Origin of the sequence: Nocardia sp. NBC_01499, from assembly GCF_045040275.1 — a bacterium.
Lineage (GTDB): Bacteria > Actinomycetota > Actinomycetes > Mycobacteriales > Mycobacteriaceae > Nocardia.
Map to the genome: position 1 here is coordinate 9,879,600 of NZ_CP109426.1, position 15,383 is coordinate 9,894,982.

At 62.4% G+C, this 15,383-nt stretch carries 17 protein-coding genes and 1 pseudogene; 13 read left to right on the plus strand and 5 right to left on the minus strand.

Annotation, left to right across the window (positions count from 1 at the left end):
* Positions 1 to 39 precede the first annotated feature (39 nt).
* From OG203_RS44385 to OG203_RS44400, 4 genes and pseudogenes are all read left to right on the plus strand, one after another.
* A complete protein-coding gene (locus OG203_RS44385; RefSeq protein ID WP_405163201.1) occupies positions 40 to 1,458 on the plus strand; it encodes a class I SAM-dependent methyltransferase in 1,419 nt (472 codons plus the stop codon).
* 150 nt (positions 1,459 to 1,608) lie between these two features.
* Positions 1,609 to 2,481, plus strand: coding sequence for an SAM-dependent methyltransferase (locus OG203_RS44390; protein WP_405163202.1), 873 nt, complete (start codon positions 1,609 to 1,611; stop codon positions 2,479 to 2,481).
* 48 nt (positions 2,482 to 2,529) lie between these two features.
* Positions 2,530 to 3,783: a hypothetical protein gene (locus tag OG203_RS44395; RefSeq protein ID WP_405163203.1), complete on the plus strand. Its 1,254-nt coding sequence runs from the start codon at positions 2,530 to 2,532 to the stop codon at positions 3,781 to 3,783.
* Positions 3,784 to 3,882: 99 nt separating this feature from the next.
* A pseudogene (locus OG203_RS44400) lies at positions 3,883 to 4,704 on the plus strand (glutamate ABC transporter substrate-binding protein); the annotation flags it as partial.
* 602 nt (positions 4,705 to 5,306) lie between these two features.
* Here OG203_RS44400 and OG203_RS44405 read toward each other — a convergent pair.
* Positions 5,307 to 6,194, minus strand: a complete 888-nt coding sequence (locus tag OG203_RS44405; RefSeq protein ID WP_405163204.1) for a hypothetical protein — start codon at positions 6,192 to 6,194, stop codon at positions 5,307 to 5,309.
* Positions 6,195 to 6,441: 247 nt separating this feature from the next.
* Here OG203_RS44405 and OG203_RS44410 point away from each other — a divergent pair, with 247 nt between their 5' ends.
* Positions 6,442 to 6,909, plus strand: a complete 468-nt coding sequence (locus OG203_RS44410; RefSeq protein ID WP_405163205.1) for a hypothetical protein — start codon at positions 6,442 to 6,444, stop codon at positions 6,907 to 6,909.
* 112 nt (positions 6,910 to 7,021) lie between these two features.
* On the opposite strand, the gene OG203_RS44415 is transcribed toward OG203_RS44410, so the two are convergent.
* Positions 7,022 to 7,645 (minus strand): hypothetical protein, encoded by a 624-nt coding sequence (locus tag OG203_RS44415; RefSeq protein WP_405163206.1) that lies wholly within the window; start codon positions 7,643 to 7,645, stop codon positions 7,022 to 7,024.
* Positions 7,646 to 7,889: 244 nt separating this feature from the next.
* On the opposite strand from OG203_RS44415, the gene OG203_RS44420 reads away from it, so the two are divergent.
* The 6 genes from OG203_RS44420 (at position 7,890) to OG203_RS44445 (ending at position 10,662) form a co-directional block, all read left to right on the plus strand.
* Positions 7,890 to 8,261 carry a hypothetical protein gene (locus OG203_RS44420; protein ID WP_405163207.1) on the plus strand — a complete coding sequence of 124 codons (372 nt, stop codon included), beginning with the start codon at positions 7,890 to 7,892 and terminating at the stop codon, positions 8,259 to 8,261.
* A 59-nt stretch (positions 8,262 to 8,320) separates the two neighbouring features.
* Positions 8,321 to 8,677: a hypothetical protein gene (locus OG203_RS44425; RefSeq protein WP_405163208.1), complete on the plus strand. Its 357-nt coding sequence runs from the start codon at positions 8,321 to 8,323 to the stop codon at positions 8,675 to 8,677.
* 63 nt (positions 8,678 to 8,740) lie between these two features.
* On the plus strand, positions 8,741 to 9,493 hold the full coding sequence (locus OG203_RS44430) for a glycoside hydrolase domain-containing protein (RefSeq protein ID WP_405163209.1): 753 nt from the start codon (positions 8,741 to 8,743) through the stop codon (positions 9,491 to 9,493).
* Positions 9,486 to 9,854: a hypothetical protein gene (locus tag OG203_RS44435; protein ID WP_405163210.1), complete on the plus strand. Its 369-nt coding sequence runs from the start codon at positions 9,486 to 9,488 to the stop codon at positions 9,852 to 9,854. Before OG203_RS44430 ends, OG203_RS44435 begins: the two co-directional genes overlap by 8 nt.
* Positions 9,855 to 9,892: 38 nt before the next feature.
* Positions 9,893 to 10,165: a hypothetical protein gene (locus tag OG203_RS44440; protein WP_405163211.1), complete on the plus strand. Its 273-nt coding sequence runs from the start codon at positions 9,893 to 9,895 to the stop codon at positions 10,163 to 10,165.
* Complete coding sequence (locus tag OG203_RS44445; RefSeq protein ID WP_405163212.1) at positions 10,162 to 10,662, plus strand: cysteine dioxygenase; 501 nt, start codon at positions 10,162 to 10,164, stop codon at positions 10,660 to 10,662. Before OG203_RS44440 ends, OG203_RS44445 begins: the two co-directional genes overlap by 4 nt.
* Here OG203_RS44445 and OG203_RS44450 read toward each other — a convergent pair.
* The 3 genes from OG203_RS44450 to OG203_RS44460 all read right to left on the minus strand — a co-directional run bounded on the left by OG203_RS44450 (position 10,621) and on the right by OG203_RS44460 (position 13,110).
* On the minus strand, positions 10,621 to 11,724 hold the full coding sequence (locus OG203_RS44450; RefSeq protein WP_405163213.1) for a hypothetical protein: 1,104 nt from the start codon (positions 11,722 to 11,724) through the stop codon (positions 10,621 to 10,623). The genes OG203_RS44445 and OG203_RS44450 overlap by 42 nt on opposite strands.
* A 583-nt stretch (positions 11,725 to 12,307) precedes the next feature.
* Complete coding sequence (locus tag OG203_RS44455; protein ID WP_405163214.1) at positions 12,308 to 12,850, minus strand: TetR family transcriptional regulator; 543 nt, start codon at positions 12,848 to 12,850, stop codon at positions 12,308 to 12,310.
* A gap of 8 nt (positions 12,851 to 12,858) precedes the next feature.
* Positions 12,859 to 13,110, minus strand: a complete 252-nt coding sequence (locus OG203_RS44460; RefSeq protein ID WP_405163215.1) for a nuclear transport factor 2 family protein — start codon at positions 13,108 to 13,110, stop codon at positions 12,859 to 12,861.
* Positions 13,111 to 13,351: 241 nt separating this feature from the next.
* Here OG203_RS44460 and OG203_RS44465 point away from each other — a divergent pair, with 241 nt between their 5' ends.
* Both OG203_RS44465 and OG203_RS44470 read left to right on the plus strand, forming a co-directional pair.
* Entirely contained in the window at positions 13,352 to 13,867 is a 516-nt protein-coding gene (locus tag OG203_RS44465; RefSeq protein WP_405163216.1) for a hypothetical protein, read from the plus strand.
* 386 nt (positions 13,868 to 14,253) lie between these two features.
* A complete protein-coding gene (locus tag OG203_RS44470; protein WP_405163217.1) occupies positions 14,254 to 15,378 on the plus strand; it encodes a TerD family protein in 1,125 nt (374 codons plus the stop codon).
* Positions 15,379 to 15,383: the final 5 nt, after the last annotated feature.

The following is a 15,383-nucleotide window of genomic DNA, read 5'->3' on the forward strand; positions in this document are numbered from 1 at the left end:
CTCGCGAACAACAGGACCGAGCGGCGAGGAGGGGGAGCCATGGACGCCTCCGCGGAGCGTGCCGCCCGCCCCTTCGACGTCCTCGGTATGGAATACGAGCGCGCCTACGGGCATCTGCCCGAACAGCACGCCGCGCTCGACTGGCTGATCGCCCGCCTACCCGAGGGCGCGCGGGTTCTCGACATCGGTTGCGGGACCGGCAGCCCCACCGCGGCCCGGCTGGCCGCCGCCGGATTCGCGGTCACCGGAATAGACGTGTCGGCGACCATGGTGGAACTGGCCGCTCGGCAGGTTCCCGACGGCGTGTTCTACCAGCTGGATGTGCGCGAATTCGCCCCGGGGGCAGCATCTTTCGATGCGGTGTGCGCCTTCTTCCCACTCCTGCAGATGCCCCGGCACGACCTCGACGCCACCCTGGCGCGCATCGGCACCTGGATCGCGCCCGGTGGCTGTCTTGTCCTCGCGACTGTCCCGCTCGATGTCGAGAACTACGACATGATCTGGATGGGCCAGCAGGTCAGGGCCACCAGCTATCCCACCGAGGTCTACCTCGAGCGGCTCGCGGCTGCCGGGCTGACCGTAGTGCACGCCCGCGAAAGCGAATTCGTCCCGAACTTCCCCGGCATGGACGTCGAGTGGCATCTGTTCTGCTTGGCCCGCCGCCCCGGCGGTCCCGCCGTGCCAGCGCACACCTTGTGTGGGCCGTATCCGCATCCGGACAGTTATCGCGGTCCGCATGATCTGAGTCAGGCCGGTTGGCTGCCGTTCGAGCAGCGCCTGCATCGCGAGGATATCGCCCCGGTCATCGAGGTGCTGGCCGGTAATGAGCGGGTGCTGGACGTGGGTGGCGGCAGCGGCGCGGTCGTCGCGGCCATCGCCGCCGAGATCGGCTCGTGCGCGACGATCGAACCGGATGCCGATCGCGTGCGGAGCATGCGCGACGACGTTATCGAGGTGCAGCCGGGCCGGGCCGAGCAACTCCCGTACGCCGACGCATCTTTCGACGGCGTAGTCGCCACCTGGATGCTGCATTATGCCGACGACCCAGTGCTCGCGGTGTCCGAGATGGCCAGGGTCTGCGATATCAACCATCCGAAAGCCCGCATCGTGCTGGTGCAAGGGGCGCCCGACAACGAAGTGATCGGCCTGCTCAATCGGATCTGCGCGCCGATCGCGGGCGAACGCCCCGACCATCAAGGCTTTCTGCTTGCCGAGGCGGGCCGGGTCCTGGCCGCGCGCGGCTTCACCGAGCTGTCGTTTTACCCGTTGACGGTGAATGTGCAGTTCCCGGAAGGCGATCCGGAGGTGACGGCTCGGGTCATCGCTGGACTCTGGTATCAGGGCCATCCGCGCGAGGCCGAGATGCGGGCGGCGCTGGCCGAGCATCTCGCTGGTGTCACTTCATTGAGCGACAGCGGGGTCATGTTGGTGGCCAGGCCGCCGCGGCTGGAGATCTGATCACCTCGGCCGCAATATCTCCAATCTCGCCCGGTAAAACCGAAAGACCGGTCAGTATTTGCTGTTGAGGTTGGCTTCGCGCACTCCGAAACAACAGGAAGGGTTCACCACGATGAACTCGCTCGTGCGGAAACGGTGGGTCCAGCTCCCATGACTACGACCCCAATAGTCCCCGGCACCCCACACACGCTCACGACGGCACAGGTCGCCGCCTGGTACGACGCCTCGGACGAACTCTGCAAACTGATCAGCGGCGACAGCTTCCACTACGGCCGGTGGCAGCCGGGTGACCTCGACGCGCCGCTGCCCGCAGCACAACTCACGACCCTTGCCCAGAATCGGATGACCGATCTGTTCTGCGACCTGCTCGGTCTCGACGCGGGCGCGCGTCTGCTCGACGTCGGCTCCGGCCACGGCAGCCCCGCGATTCACGCGGCCGAGCAGCGCGGGCTCGACATCACCGGATGCACCATCAGCCAGGCCCAGATCACCGAAGCCACCCGGCGGGCCGAAGCCGCGGAGTTGTCCGACCGGGTCCGCTTCGAATTCGGCGACGCGATGGACCTGCCCTATGCATCCGGCGGTTTCGACGCGGTCTGGGCCCTCGACAGTTTTCCCCACCTCAACGACCCCGTGACAGGCCTGGGCGAGCTGGCCCGCGTCGCCCGCATCGGCGCCCCGATCCTGGTCACCTTCTACACCCAGCGGGTCCCGGCCACCGAGGCCGAACTCACCATGTGCCGCGACGCCTTCGCCTTCTGCCCGCTGCCCAGCGACGCTCAGGTCCGCGAACAGATCCGCGCCGCCGGACTCGCCCTCGAACAGTTGCACGACCTGACCGAACACATAGCCCCCACCTGCCTCGCCTTCGGCCGCGTCTACCAGGACAACCGCACACTGATCGCCGAGAAGTTCGGCACCGCCTATGCCGAAGTCATGGACGCGGCGCTCGCCGACATCCTCGCCTTCCTGGCCGACAAGACGCGTTACCTCGCCTGCCTGATGCACGGCCCAACCCAGTAGTGACCTGTCTGTCATAGCCCCCCGCTCAGCAGAGTTCAGGAAGGCCCCATGACCGATACGACCACTCACCGCCGCTGCCCTGCCCACATCCCGGGTGACATCGCCCGGCACGCCGACGACGACTTCCACTCCGTCTACACCCATCTGCGGCACGACCATCCCGTTTACCACGACTCCGACCTCGAGCTCTGGGTCGTCTCCCGCCACGACGATATCGCCGAAGTACTGCGCGACCGGGAGCACGCCTACACACCGGCCCACAGTTACGACCCGATCCAGCCCATGGACCCCGAGGCAAGCCGGATCTACACGGCCGTCCACGACGTTCCGGTAGCCGCGTCCACCGATCCCCCCATCCACACTCGCTACCGAAACGCCCTCACGGCGGTATGGCCGACCAGCGCGACCAGGCTCGCCCCTTGGCAACCCCGCATCGAAAGCCGTGCCCGCGAGGCAGCCGAAGCCTTCGCTGCCCGACCGGACCGCTTCGGCGAGCTGTTCGCCGACTACGTGCAACCGCTGACCATGCGCGTCATGAGCGATCTGATCGGCGTCACACCGCACGAGGAACAGTGCGTCATCGACGGCTCGTCCGGCATGTCCGACCTCCTGTGGTCATTCCAACAGCCCATCGATCAACGGCGCTGTGCTCAGGCCGTGGTCGAGCAGTGGAAACTCTGTACCGATCTGGTCAGCCGATATCGCGCCGACCCACAGGCCAACCTCACTACCGCGTGGACCACCTACCGCGACGCCGACGGAACCCCGCTGACCGACGCCGAGATCGCCTCAACCCTCATGGAGGTCCTCACCACGAACACCGAAACCCTGGCCCTGCTGATCACCACCGCCCTGCGGCACCTGCTCACCGGAGATGGCTACCGTCATCTCACGCACCACCCCGAACGCGCCTGCACCGCGATCGAAGAAACCCTGCGAGTGGACCCACCCCTGATCGGTTGGCTGCGCACCACCAGACACCCCGTCACACTCGCCGGCGTCGAGCTCCCGCGAGACGCTCGTCTGCTGCTTCTCATGCACTCCGGCGCTCGTGATGAGGTGCACGGCACGGCCGAACCCCACAGCTTCGACTATCAACGCGACGACATTCCCCCCACGCTCGTTTTCGGTGCAGGCGACCACTATTGCCCCGGGGCTCTCTACACCCGTTTCGTCGCGCAGCACGCCCTGACCGCCCTTGCCGAGGCCCTGCCGAACCTGACTCTCACGGCCGAAGCCCCGGCACCCCGCCTCGCCAACCTCTTGCTCCGCCGAGCCACGCGCCTCACGGTCACCTGGTAGTCCCCTGGGATGGACCGAAAGGAGGTCAATTCGCACCGATTCCGGCCCAGCTTTTGCGGTTAGTTCCGGCACACGCCACACAACAGGAAGGGTTCATCGATGAACTCGCTCGCGAGGAATCGGATATTGGTGCTGCTCTGCATGGGCGCACTGCTCGTTGCGGCCTGTAGTAGCAAGGACGACAAGAACAATACAGCCGATAAACCCTCGGCTTCCACAATGACGATCGGCGTCAAGGCCGATCAGCCCGGTATCGGGATGCGAAACGCGGATGGGACGTACCACGGGTTCGATATCGACGTCGCCAAGTATGTGGCGAAGAAACTCGGCGTCGCCGAGAGTGGTATCACCTGGAAGACCGTCCAATCCGATAATCGCCAGGACATGATCAACAACGGTGCGGTCGATCTGGTGGTCGCCTCGTACTCGATGAACAAGCAACGCAGTGAACAGGTTGCCTTCGCCGGTCCGTATTTCATCGCGGGGCAGTCGCTCCTGGTTCGGGCCGATAATAGCGATATCGTTGGTCCGGACGGTCTCAACGGCAAGAAGACCTGCTCCGCCGCCGGATCGACGGCGGCCGACAAGATCAAGAACGATTTCTCCTCGCAGGTGCAGCTGATGGAGCGTCCGACCTACTCCGATTGTGTCGCGGGTCTGCGCGACCGCTCGGTCGACGCGGTGACCACCGATGACGTGATCCTCGCCGGATATGCCGCACAGAGCCCAGGCGAATTCAAGCTGGTCGGTAAGCCGTTCACCAGGGAGTATTACGGCATCGGCCTGAAGAAGGGCGATACGAACCGGCAGCAGCAGCTCACCGCGGCGGTCTCGGATATGGTCGCCGACGGCAGCTGGAAGACCGCCTTCGACAACAACATCGGCGGGTCCGGATACCCGATGCCGAATCCGCCCGCGGTATTCGGCCGCACCACCGCCGCCTCCGGAGGCACCGGCGCCGTCGACGCGGATTTGACGGCCGCGGTGAACAACGCGGTGAACGCGGTTGTCAGCAAGAACTCTGATCAGCTGGTCGAATCGGCATGTACCACTTCCAAACCCGACGCAGGCATGCTGATCGCCCAGATGATCCCCAATCGGGACGCGGCGCTGGCCGATGAGCTCAAGGATGTGCAGCCGCATATCGACATCATGGGCGTGACGCAGAGCAGTGCGGATAAGGGGCAGTCCACCACTCATATGTGGTTCAGCAATGTGCCCGACCGGTACAAGCAGTATGTGAACACCGAGGACGTCGCGGTGAATTGGCAGAAGAACAACGGCCAGTGGCAATGGTGTGGTCTGGCAACTGATTTCAGCCCGGAGCAGTAGGCGAATACCGGATTAGACTCGATCGGCCGGGCCGCATGCGGCCCGGCCGATCGAGTGCGACGGCAGGCAATCCGCGAGGAGATCCACCAGGTGGCGAATCTCCTCGCGGCTGATCCGGTATTCGTCAACCGATTGTGCTTCGAACGGAGCACATCGAAACGTTGATCATGGTTGTCTGCTCGGCGGCGAATTCACGAACCAAGCAGGACCAAACCGAACGGATGGTGGTTGGTTGACCGGTCCGGGTCGGTGTCCGGATTGGTGGGGTTGGCCAGGTCCGGCACGTAGATGCCGCCACCCGCTACCGAGCATCGTGGGCCGCCGGCGACAGACACCAGCGGAATCTGCACCGTTATCTCGTTATTGAGTAGCCCGCCGAGTCCAGGCGGGATCTTGACCCGGGCGATCTCGGGCACCGATGGGTCCGGATTGGAATACAGGACATCGAACGTTATGCCTAGCGGGAGCAGGGGAGGAACGAACGGGGAGCCGAAGTTCACGTAGAACGGGGTGAACAGGGTCAAATAAGAATTCTTCTGTGTCGGATTCGGGCCGTTGTTGAAAAGATGAACAGGCATGTAGCACTGATTGGCCGGCTTCAGGAACAAATTATCGTATGTGTACAGCAGGCTGACGGTGCCGTTCGCCGGTACCGGGAGCACGGAACGAATCACATAGTACTGCTGACTGTTGCGGGACAGATCCAAGTCGTTATCCGCCGAACCGGGCTCGGTGGTGAAGGTCGCCCGCCCACCGGGGGCCACCGTCGGCGCACCCGGCAGCAACATGAATGGAATATTGATAGTTTGTGTAGCGCCTGCCGCGAGTCCGGGGCCGACCGGAACTTTGACAATCGACGGGACGTCGGGACGCAAATCCTGAAACAGTGTCACCATGCCGGGAGGAAGTACGCCGGTGCTGTCGATATTCACGAAGAATGGTGTTGTCACCTTGAGGCTCGAGTTCCCGACGGTCGGGTTGGGGCCAAAATTTCCTACCGTAAAGGTTGCGACGCCTTTCCCGGTGGCATCGACCGTCACTGTTTGTGTGCGGACGAAGAGGTTTACATCGTTTGACATGACTTTTTCCTGGCTTCCGAAAGTGTAGTGAATCGGATACGCGACTCTACTGCCGAAATAGTGGCAAAGGTGATTTCGCTGATCCTGTAACCAAAAGTATGCCGCACTGATACTTTGCCGCGGGTCCTATCGTCGGCGCCTGTCTCGATGCTGTGACAGCGTCCGCGAACGGCGTAACAAAAGTTCTGTCTCGGCGATAGTCAGTTTCTCGCGGAATCGTATCCCGGAGAAATCGAGGAGGCCTGTCATGAGGTCGAGTAAGAAGAAGATGCGTAGTGCGCACCGCATCGGGCATCCGGCAGCGCCTGCGGTCGTCGCGGAAATGAGCATTGCCCCTGCCGCATTGGCCAGCCCGTCCACCCGTGCTGCGATCACCGTAGATCCCGATGTCGGTGTGGATTGCGGGCTCGACGAGTTCGCCACGGTTTCCGGCACCGCCTGCTGCCCGGGCAATGGCGCGGCCCGCGCCGCGGTCGAGGTAATCCTCAGCGAGTCCGGGTGCACGCCCACCGGCGGTAGTGAGTGCGGGGCCTGGATCCGGTGCGACGGGCGAGTCCACCGCTGGCGGGTCGCCGTACCTTCGGGGGCTTTCGCGTGGACGGCTCCCGGCCGTGGCGCCGCGACGGCATTGCTGATTCCAGGCACCAGGCGGATCACGGTCGGAGTGCCTGCCGCGGCGACCGACGATCGCGCGGTCACGTTCCGCGCCACCTGATATCTATTCGAGTTCCGGCAATGACGTCATCGAGCCGCACGACCAGTTATCGGATTTGGCTCGTCCCCGTGCGATGGACCGGCGGACCGTCGTTCGACCCGGGCTGGTTTCATCAACACTGGGGCACGGATGTTGATCGAGATAAGCGCGCCACATCGCCAGAGCTCTGGGCCGCATCGTTGCGGGAACCATAATTAACGGTATCGGTGTGGTCGGTTCGCGTGTTACGTGCGGATTCCACCACCCCGATGAGCTGGGCGAGTTCGGCGGGGTTGCGTTCGGCGGCTGCCGCCAGTGCGAGCATATCTGTCGCTAAAGTGTGTGTGCGGGAGACGGTTTCGGTGATCTGACGGATATTCACCTGGTCGACGCGGGTGAGGATCATCAACTCTGAGACCAACGCCGCGAGATTGGTCACCATCCACCCCGGGACCACGCGCAGTTCCTTGTCGATACCGGACAGGGCCTGCTGGGCGATCGTTGTCGTGGTGTAGTCATTCGTTGTCACGGGTTGTTGCCCGGCCAGGATCTCCTGACAGCTACCTTGTCGCCACCCCAGGGCAATATCGAGGCCCTCCAGGGTCGCTCGGCGGATGCTCGCCGGCGCGACGACCGCTTCCTCGATGCGCCGGACCGTATCGCCACTCGGACCGCCCAGAGCCTTCAGATCGGTTCTGGCCAACCGCAATTCGAGTCGCCTGGCTTTGACCCGGCTGCCGAGTCGCAGTGCGTCCATGCTATCCATCCTGTGGTCTAGACAGGTGTGGCTGATCAAGAGCCACTGGGTCACGATAAGGTCAATATTAGCACTTGTTAAGTGCTTATGCTTGCCGATCTATCTAGCTGGTTCCACACTGGCGACATGTCCGCAACGAAGCGGCAAAGAGCTATCGGCCAGAACGAAGCCACCTGCCGCCCCTTAGATGAAATGGGCCAGGTGCCCAGGTTATGTCGGCGTATCCAGATGAAAGCGGGTCGCCATGTCGAATCCGCTGTCTGATGAACCGCCGGAGTCCCCGCTGGGGATGACGCTCCGTGAGCATATTGTCAACTATCTTGGGCAGCTCGCCGATACCATCGATATAGGCAACATAGTAGAGCCGGAAGCAGAAACGATCAGGGCGCTGAAAGCGCACTACGAAGATCTGTCTACTGTGCTCGAATGCCACGATAGAGAAATTGAATTACGTGGCGGATCCGATCGGCTGATGATATATGTCGACCGCGCAAGGACACAAATGTTCCTGGTGATCGAGCGCAACGGAGACCTGATCGCGGATATCTCGTTGACCGGCGACGGAATTATCGAGCTCATCGATTTGTGCCGCGAAGTGCTTGCGGAGCTGTCGTGAAGTGATCGACGAAGTAGAACGAGCCGCTCGGGCGGAAATCGTCGCGATACCGGAACTCCGTGATCGCTTCGCTGATATCGGCGAACAATAGTAACAAGCAGGACATTTTGCCGAGGTTGCGCGAGGTGGAGGAAATGAATATGGACGCCGAACTCTTGTCCGAATATGAGTCCGAAATGCATCCACAATGTGAGATACGAAAACTGGGCACCAAAGTGCAGTGCACAAATCGGGCCGACTATATCTGCGACGTACCGCATGTGATATCCACTGGCGCTGCATATATCGGGTTCATCTGCGGCGCCTGCGTGACCAGGAGTAAGGCGACGCGTTATCCGGTCAATTGCCCGAACCCCGATTGTGACTTTGTGTTCCGCTCGCCGACGGACTTCGTCTGCAATCTGCGGCCGATTTAGATCTCGGATCCGATCAGCTTGTCGCCGCGGCGAGTGCGGTGAAATTGGCATAGGCAGTTAGAAATGGTCAACCTGTACATTCCTCGAGGGTATTCGTATCCGCTGATTCTGGACTCGGCAAGTCGCCCATATGGGAATGCTGTCCAAGCATCCATCTACTCGGGCATCTGCCGATACCTGTCGGACGGTGGCTCGGAGTTGCCTGGCAAGCTCCTGCTTGCCGATGAGGCGAAATCCTATATCGCTGCCGATCAGGCACTGGTGAGCAACTGGGAAACCACGGCCGACATGATGCTACGCGGCGCCAACGGGGGCTACGACGATGTTCGCCGGGCGTGGGATCAGCATAAGATGTGTGGTGGCCCAGATAATGCCGTCGTCTATTTCTCCTGCGATTTCGACAGCACCCCTGAACAGCAAGTCGACATCAACGAATACCTTCAAGCGTGTGTCGATTTTCTCGGGGTGCAGTCGGTCGGAGTGTACGGGTCATATTATGTCTGTCAGCGCGTCCATCAATGGACCCCGGAGATCTATCTGTGGCAGACCCAGGCATGGTCGGGTGGTCAGGTCTATGACGGCATCCACCTCTATCAACGTAATGACCTTGGCTCTGTGTTGGTCGGCGGCGCCGAATGTGATGTCAACGAAGTGCGTCGACCCGACTTCGGCCAGTGGAATCTGCACCTGAATCAGCCGAGCCCGCCACCTCAGGCGCCAATGCTCGCCAAAGATCAGGCTCAGGCCATCCTCGATGCGGTGAAAGAACTGTCGGACCGGACTGCGGCACTCCTCGGACCGATCGCCCATGGCTGAAAAACGAGGTAAAGACATGTCCGGCTCCGCCCTGTATAACGTCATGTCGATCATCGGCACATTACTCGGTGCGGGTGGGCTGCAGTTCATTCTCATGCACCGCTATCAGCGACGGAAACTGATCGCGCAGATGGAGCAGTCGATGGCGGCGGCCGAGAATTCCGAGGTCAGTTCCGCTCAGGCAATCCAAAATATGGCGCTTGCCATGCTTCGGCACAAAGATGCCGAGCTAACGGCATGCGACACCGCGCGGCGAGAACTGCAGCGCGTAATCACGGAGCTGGTTGCCTATATCCAGTCCGTTCCCGACCTGCCACCGATGCCGGTGGAGATCGCAGCAGTAATCGAAGGGTGGTCTTAGGAAACCACCGAACAACGCACTGAACTACAGGACTGGCTATGAACACCAACGAAGTTTCCTCGCACATTAATCCGTTGCGCGGCCAAGCCCGCATCTTCCCCGTGAAGATGCAGCGGTTCCGCGAATCCCGTCGGCATCTGCCGCTCTGCCGCGCCGCCGCGGGTGATGAGCAATACGCCTACTGGCTATGGCAGGTCGAGTACACGCTATCCATGTTCGCGCCCGGATCGGCCGGCGCCGTCGACTGGCGGCGGCTATACGACCAGGGCGCTACCGCCAAAACCGCGGTAGCCGTGGCGGTGATGTCATGAGTAACGAATACCTCGATGACGAGAAATGCGGTGATCTGCGCACAACACTCGGCCAACTCGTCATGATGCTGGCAGATACCCCGGACCTGTGGCGGCCCTTCATCCGATTCGACCCGCAACAGCGCTACTTCTACCGCATAGCCACCACCCCCGATCGCGAAGCCTGGTTGACGACATGGTGCCCCGGCCAGTTCACCGGCCTGCACGACCACGGTGGATCGAGTGGAGCCTTCGTTGTGCTCCGCGGCGTGCTGCACGAGACCGTGGTGACCCCGCGTCCAGACGGCGAAAAAGTACGGCTACGTAACCGCGTATATTCCGCCTCGCGATACCGGACATTCGGCCCACGACATCTGCATGACGTCGCCAACCGCGGTCCCGCTCCAGCAGTCAGCCTGCACCTGTACGCACCGGCCTTGACCACAATGACGCGCTACCGAATCGACAGCGGCCACCTATCCCAGCTCGCGATCGAACACGCTGGACTGGATTGGTGAGATCCGCCAGCCCGCGGGGGTGTCGTCGGTATCTGAATGCAGTGCCTGCCGGTTACGGATTGCGGCCCAGGCGATCACCACCGCGATGCCTGCCGCAACGACGAACTCGAACGGCGTGTAGGACAAGGTGCTTTCCCGGTCGGTGAGGCGAAGGCAGCCGATCAGGGTGCCACCGGCCACCGCGAGGCGGTGCCGGTCGTCCCACCCTCGACCGGCCGACCAGCGCCGCAAGGACGTCACCGCGAGCAGTGCGATCAATCCCGCTGCGATATACGGCACGAAGGCGGGAAGCCGCTGAAAGCTGTCGCGGTAGATGAACAGCTCCAGTGTGTACCAACCGGTGGACAACATCGCCATTGTCACCCCGACAAGCCACCAGCCGGGTGCGGGCCGGTCCACGCGATGGACGATGATGGCCTGCCGGGGCCGTCGCACGAGCACGCTCACCACCAACACCGCGACGATCAACCCACCTGCGAGCACCAGCCACCACGCCGGGTCCGCGACGAAGCGGCCGTAGATGACGGGCTCCACGGACTTCCAGATGCGCCATGCCCCCCTGCCTGCGTAGAGCAGCGCCAGTGTTGTGATGATCGCGCCGTTGCGACCGATCCACGGGTCCGTGCGCAGGCGTGGAAACAACACCTCGATCAGCAGCGTGGCGATGATGATCGGTCCGACCGCCTCCGCGCCCACCGCCCATACGGTCCACAACCAGTTGACGCCGAGTGCGTGCCCGCCGTAGACCGGTGCGTCGAGAGGCCGACCGACAATGGGCAGCAGCGCCGTTCGGTCGATGAGAAACTCCTGGGCCACGGCGTAGGCCACGGCGAGTGTGAGCAGAGCGCCCCAACCAAGTCGCTTGTGCCGCACCACCGCCCGTGCGAGCAGCGCGGCACAACCGTAGGTCAGCATCTCGGCCACATACGGGTCGAACCGGCGAAAGAGTTCGAATGACGTTGAGCCCGTTAATATTTCGGGTGGAATCGGCGCGAACAGCAGCAGTGCCGTAATCGGCGCCCAGACCCAACGACGAGACATCGACACGGACTCGGAGCTCATGACATCCCCCACTCTAAAACGTCTTAGCTACTAAGATAATCGCAGACTAAGACGTTCGAGGCAAGGCGTAGGCGGCCTGGTTCTGATTACGCACGTTCGCAGCCCCAGCGTGCGCCTGTGATCTAGGCGTACGTCGCTGTGGCCTCCGGTGCAGACGCACGCATATCGGCTAGTAACGGACGTTCCAAAGGTGCTGGCGGCCAACCGATCAGAGGTCGGCCACCGTCCGCTCAAAACGCGCGCTCCGCGGCTACTTAGCGCACTGCTGGGCTACGAGTTCTCAGGGTGCGGATCGCTGAGCTGGTTTCGATCAAAGGCGGGTGATGCGCATGGTTCGGTGTCGGGACTGCGCGACATAACTTCTCCACATAGTTCAGGGGTGTGTCGTATTGTCGGTTGCCGGTTGAGTTGACGCAGTTCGTGGGCCGTCCGCAGCGCAGCATCGGGTATGTGTCAGGGTTATGCCGGACTGTTGGCACAAGTTAGATCCTTTGTAGGCGAATCACGTTGCGGGGCCGCGTTTTTTCGACTGCGCATAGTCCGGCGAGTTGTCGGTCGGCATGTTTTCCTCGCATGTGAGCGACTAAATACCGGGGCGCAGTAGCGCGGTGATTTCGCCGGGATCGGCATCGCGGAGCCCGTCCAGCTTCAACATGTAACGGCCGACCACGACGCCGAGGGTGATCGCACTGGTCAGACCGGTCCGCAACAATGCATTGTCGGCTGTCAGGGCGTCGCTGAGTTGCTGTTGCTGCCGGCTCAGGGACTGGCGGACGCCTTCGGTTGCTTCGGGATGTGTCAGCATCGATCGCAGCATGGCCAACGTCGATAACGGCTCATCGCTGAGTTTGGCGTGGATCGCGGCAAGCAGGAGTTCCGTGACTTGTTGTGGCGATCCGTAAACTGGCTCCTCCGCTGCTATTTCGGTGACTCGGGAGAACAGTTCGCTCTTCGACCGAAAATAGTAGGTGATCAGGCCGGGGTCGACGTTCGCGGCGTCGGCGACGGCGCGAGCGGTCGCCCGCTCGTAGCCCACTTCGGAAAACAGCACCCGGGCAGCGGTGAGGATGCGGTCCTCGGTGCGTCGGCGCTGCTGCGCGCGGGTTGGTTTGTTGTCGGAGGACACGGCCGGAGCTATTTTGAGGCGGGATCGTCTGTCGGAAACCAGGTTTCGGGTATGCCGCCGAGGATTTCGGCTCCTTGCAGCGGGCTCCAGTAGTCGCGCCAGGTCATGATCTCGCCGTCGCGGCTGCGCAGCAGTTGGATGTATCGCATGACGAATGGTTTCCCGGACGAGGTGACCGTTCCTGCGGCGTCGCACTCGATGAGGATGACTTCCGGGTCGGATGTGTCGTAGACCGTGGTGTCAAAGCTGGCTATCTTCATCGGCGTGCTGGAGATGGCCGATAAATAGTCTCGAATCGCCGCGCGCCCGGTCAGGACGGCGGGGACGCCGGGGGAGCGACATCGAGGTTGACGTCGAAACCTCATGCGGGGCTCTCCGATTCGCCTGTTTGCATACCGTTCACCTAAGGGTCTCAGTCGATTTGCGGCCGTCGTGGCGTGTGACTGCTTAGGATTAGGCATGAGAACGCGAGCGATTGTGGTCGGAATAGGTGTGACGGCAATGCTTTTCGTATCCACGGGCACGGCGCTGGCCACAATTCCGGTGGGGCCGGGCCCCTCCGGGAACTACGTGGTCGAACCGCAGCCGAGCAACTGCCATTACCGAACCTCCGCGGGCGGTGCAGCCCTCCCGGATCCCGTCTGCACACCCGGCGCCACGAATCCCAAGGTCACCCCCGATACCCTGGACTCGACCATCTGCCGGTCCGGCTACACCAAGTCCATCCGGCCACCGGCCTCGATCACCGATGCCGAGAAGAAGCTCAACGCCAAGTCCTACGACTACACCGGCCCGCTCTCCTCGGCCGAATACGACCATCTTGTTCCGTTGGAACTAGGCGGCGACCCGAACGATCCGCGCAACCTCTGGGTGGAACCAGGCGCCTCACCCAACGCCAAGGACAGCGTGGAAAACCGCCTGCACCAACTGGTCTGCAACGGCACGGTGCCGCTGCAGACAGCTCAGGAGGCTATCGCCACCGACTGGACGACAGCGCTCGCCACAGTCGGCGGCTGACAGCAGAGCCGCATTGCGCAGAGGACGACCGCTCTGTTCTGCTGCGATGAATACCCAAGCATCCGCTCATCGGCTGCCAGATGCGGATATTATGTGCCGCAGCACATCTCACCCTTCCGATCGCGCCGTAAGTAGCTAGAAGAGTGCGTTCCTGTTCCGTCGGTCGCCGATGTGTGGCACTGGCTGTCAGCTCCCTACTGGTGACAGCCAGTGATTGGACACTGACCGGGCACTTACGCCTTGCGGGTCAGGGTTGCGTACCAGAACTGAACCGCAAGACCGCAACCTCAGCCCGCATAGATCGGTGAATCCCGCAGTCGCGCTGGCGGTTCAGTGATGAACCGCGTCACGTGCTCGATGGCTGGTTGCCGACATAGGGTGGTGGGATGGCCGTGGGGTTGAGTCAAGGGCAGGTGGCGGATCTCGATGTCGATGAGCTCACGGTGTCGGTTCGACATAGCGCGGCGATAGAGCTGTCGGCGTTGCTGCTCACCGACAGGGGGAGGGTGCGTGGTGCGGGGGATCTGATCTTCTACAACCAACCAAGCGGACCCGGGGTGGGCCTGATATCGACAGCGGGACAATCGAATTCACTGGTAGTCAACCTATACGCGGTGCCGCCCGGGATCGAACACGTGCGGGTGGTTATTGCGCTGGCCGACCAGCACGCGCACCTGGGTGACTATCCCGCGCCGCAGCTATGTATCGCCGATATTGCTGGAAACCTGCTGTACGAGTACGTGATCGAGGGTTTAGAGGTGGCGTCGACGGTCGTGGCGGTGGATCTGGACCGAACGGGGCCCGGGTGGCGAGTCCGTGCGCTCGGGCAGAGTTACCGCAGTGGGTTCGCGACGTTGGTCACTGCCCATGGTGTCGTCGTGGAAAGCTCATTGGCAATCGCCTCCCCGCAGCTGATTCCCGGATCGCCGCAGACGAGCAACCATCCGCGTGCCTCGGCCGCGGGGCATGAAGTGCCGTTGCGGAAGGGAAGTGCGGCGCTGACCTATGTGAAGATGGCGTTGGGCTGGGATCCGGTCCGGGTGCATGGCAGATTCGGGGTGCGCGCGGCCGAGATCGACTTGGACGCCTCGGCGTTGATCTTCGCCGGCGACAACCTCGTCGACACGGCGTTCTATGGCAAGTTGTCCTCGAGTGACGGTGCGGTGCGGCACCTGGGAGACAATCTCACCGGTGCAGGCAAAGGTGACGACGAGACCATCGCCGTGGACCTGACCCGCCTCGCGCCCACGGTGACGGCGGTGGTGTTCACCGTGACCTCCTATGCGGGCCACACCTTCGAACGGGTGCGCAATGCGTACTGGCGTCTGATCGACGGGGCAACCGACACCGAACTCGCCCGCGCCAATCTGCGCGTCGGCGGCGCACATACCGGCATGGTGGTGGCGAAGGTCTATCGTGCGGAAGGTATGTGGAAACTACGGGCCCTTGATCAGCCGATCCAGGCCGGCCATCCGGTCGAAGCCGCCGAACAGATCGCACCGTTTCTGTAATAGCA

Bases quoted from the DNA above. Each gene is read 5' to 3' on its own strand.
- OG203_RS44385 (WP_405163201.1), top strand. From the start codon at position 40: ATGGACGCCTCCGCGGAGCGTGCCGCCCGCCCCTTCGACGTCCTCGGT.
- OG203_RS44390 (WP_405163202.1), top strand. From the start codon at position 1,609: ATGACTACGACCCCAATAGTCCCCGGCACCCCACACACGCTCACGACG.
- OG203_RS44395 (WP_405163203.1), top strand. From the start codon at position 2,530: ATGACCGATACGACCACTCACCGCCGCTGCCCTGCCCACATCCCGGGT.
- OG203_RS44405 (WP_405163204.1), bottom strand. From the start codon at position 6,194: ATGTCAAACGATGTAAACCTCTTCGTCCGCACACAAACAGTGACGGTC.
- OG203_RS44410 (WP_405163205.1), top strand. From the start codon at position 6,442: ATGAGGTCGAGTAAGAAGAAGATGCGTAGTGCGCACCGCATCGGGCAT.
- OG203_RS44415 (WP_405163206.1), bottom strand. From the start codon at position 7,645: ATGGACGCACTGCGACTCGGCAGCCGGGTCAAAGCCAGGCGACTCGAA.
- OG203_RS44420 (WP_405163207.1), top strand. From the start codon at position 7,890: ATGTCGAATCCGCTGTCTGATGAACCGCCGGAGTCCCCGCTGGGGATG.
- OG203_RS44430 (WP_405163209.1), top strand. From the start codon at position 8,741: ATGGTCAACCTGTACATTCCTCGAGGGTATTCGTATCCGCTGATTCTG.
- OG203_RS44435 (WP_405163210.1), top strand. From the start codon at position 9,486: ATGGCTGAAAAACGAGGTAAAGACATGTCCGGCTCCGCCCTGTATAAC.
- OG203_RS44440 (WP_405163211.1), top strand. From the start codon at position 9,893: ATGAACACCAACGAAGTTTCCTCGCACATTAATCCGTTGCGCGGCCAA.
- OG203_RS44445 (WP_405163212.1), top strand. From the start codon at position 10,162: ATGAGTAACGAATACCTCGATGACGAGAAATGCGGTGATCTGCGCACA.
- OG203_RS44450 (WP_405163213.1), bottom strand. From the start codon at position 11,724: ATGAGCTCCGAGTCCGTGTCGATGTCTCGTCGTTGGGTCTGGGCGCCG.
- OG203_RS44460 (WP_405163215.1), bottom strand. From the start codon at position 13,110: ATGAAGATAGCCAGCTTTGACACCACGGTCTACGACACATCCGACCCG.
- OG203_RS44465 (WP_405163216.1), top strand. From the start codon at position 13,352: ATGCTTTTCGTATCCACGGGCACGGCGCTGGCCACAATTCCGGTGGGG.
- OG203_RS44470 (WP_405163217.1), top strand. From the start codon at position 14,254: ATGGCCGTGGGGTTGAGTCAAGGGCAGGTGGCGGATCTCGATGTCGAT.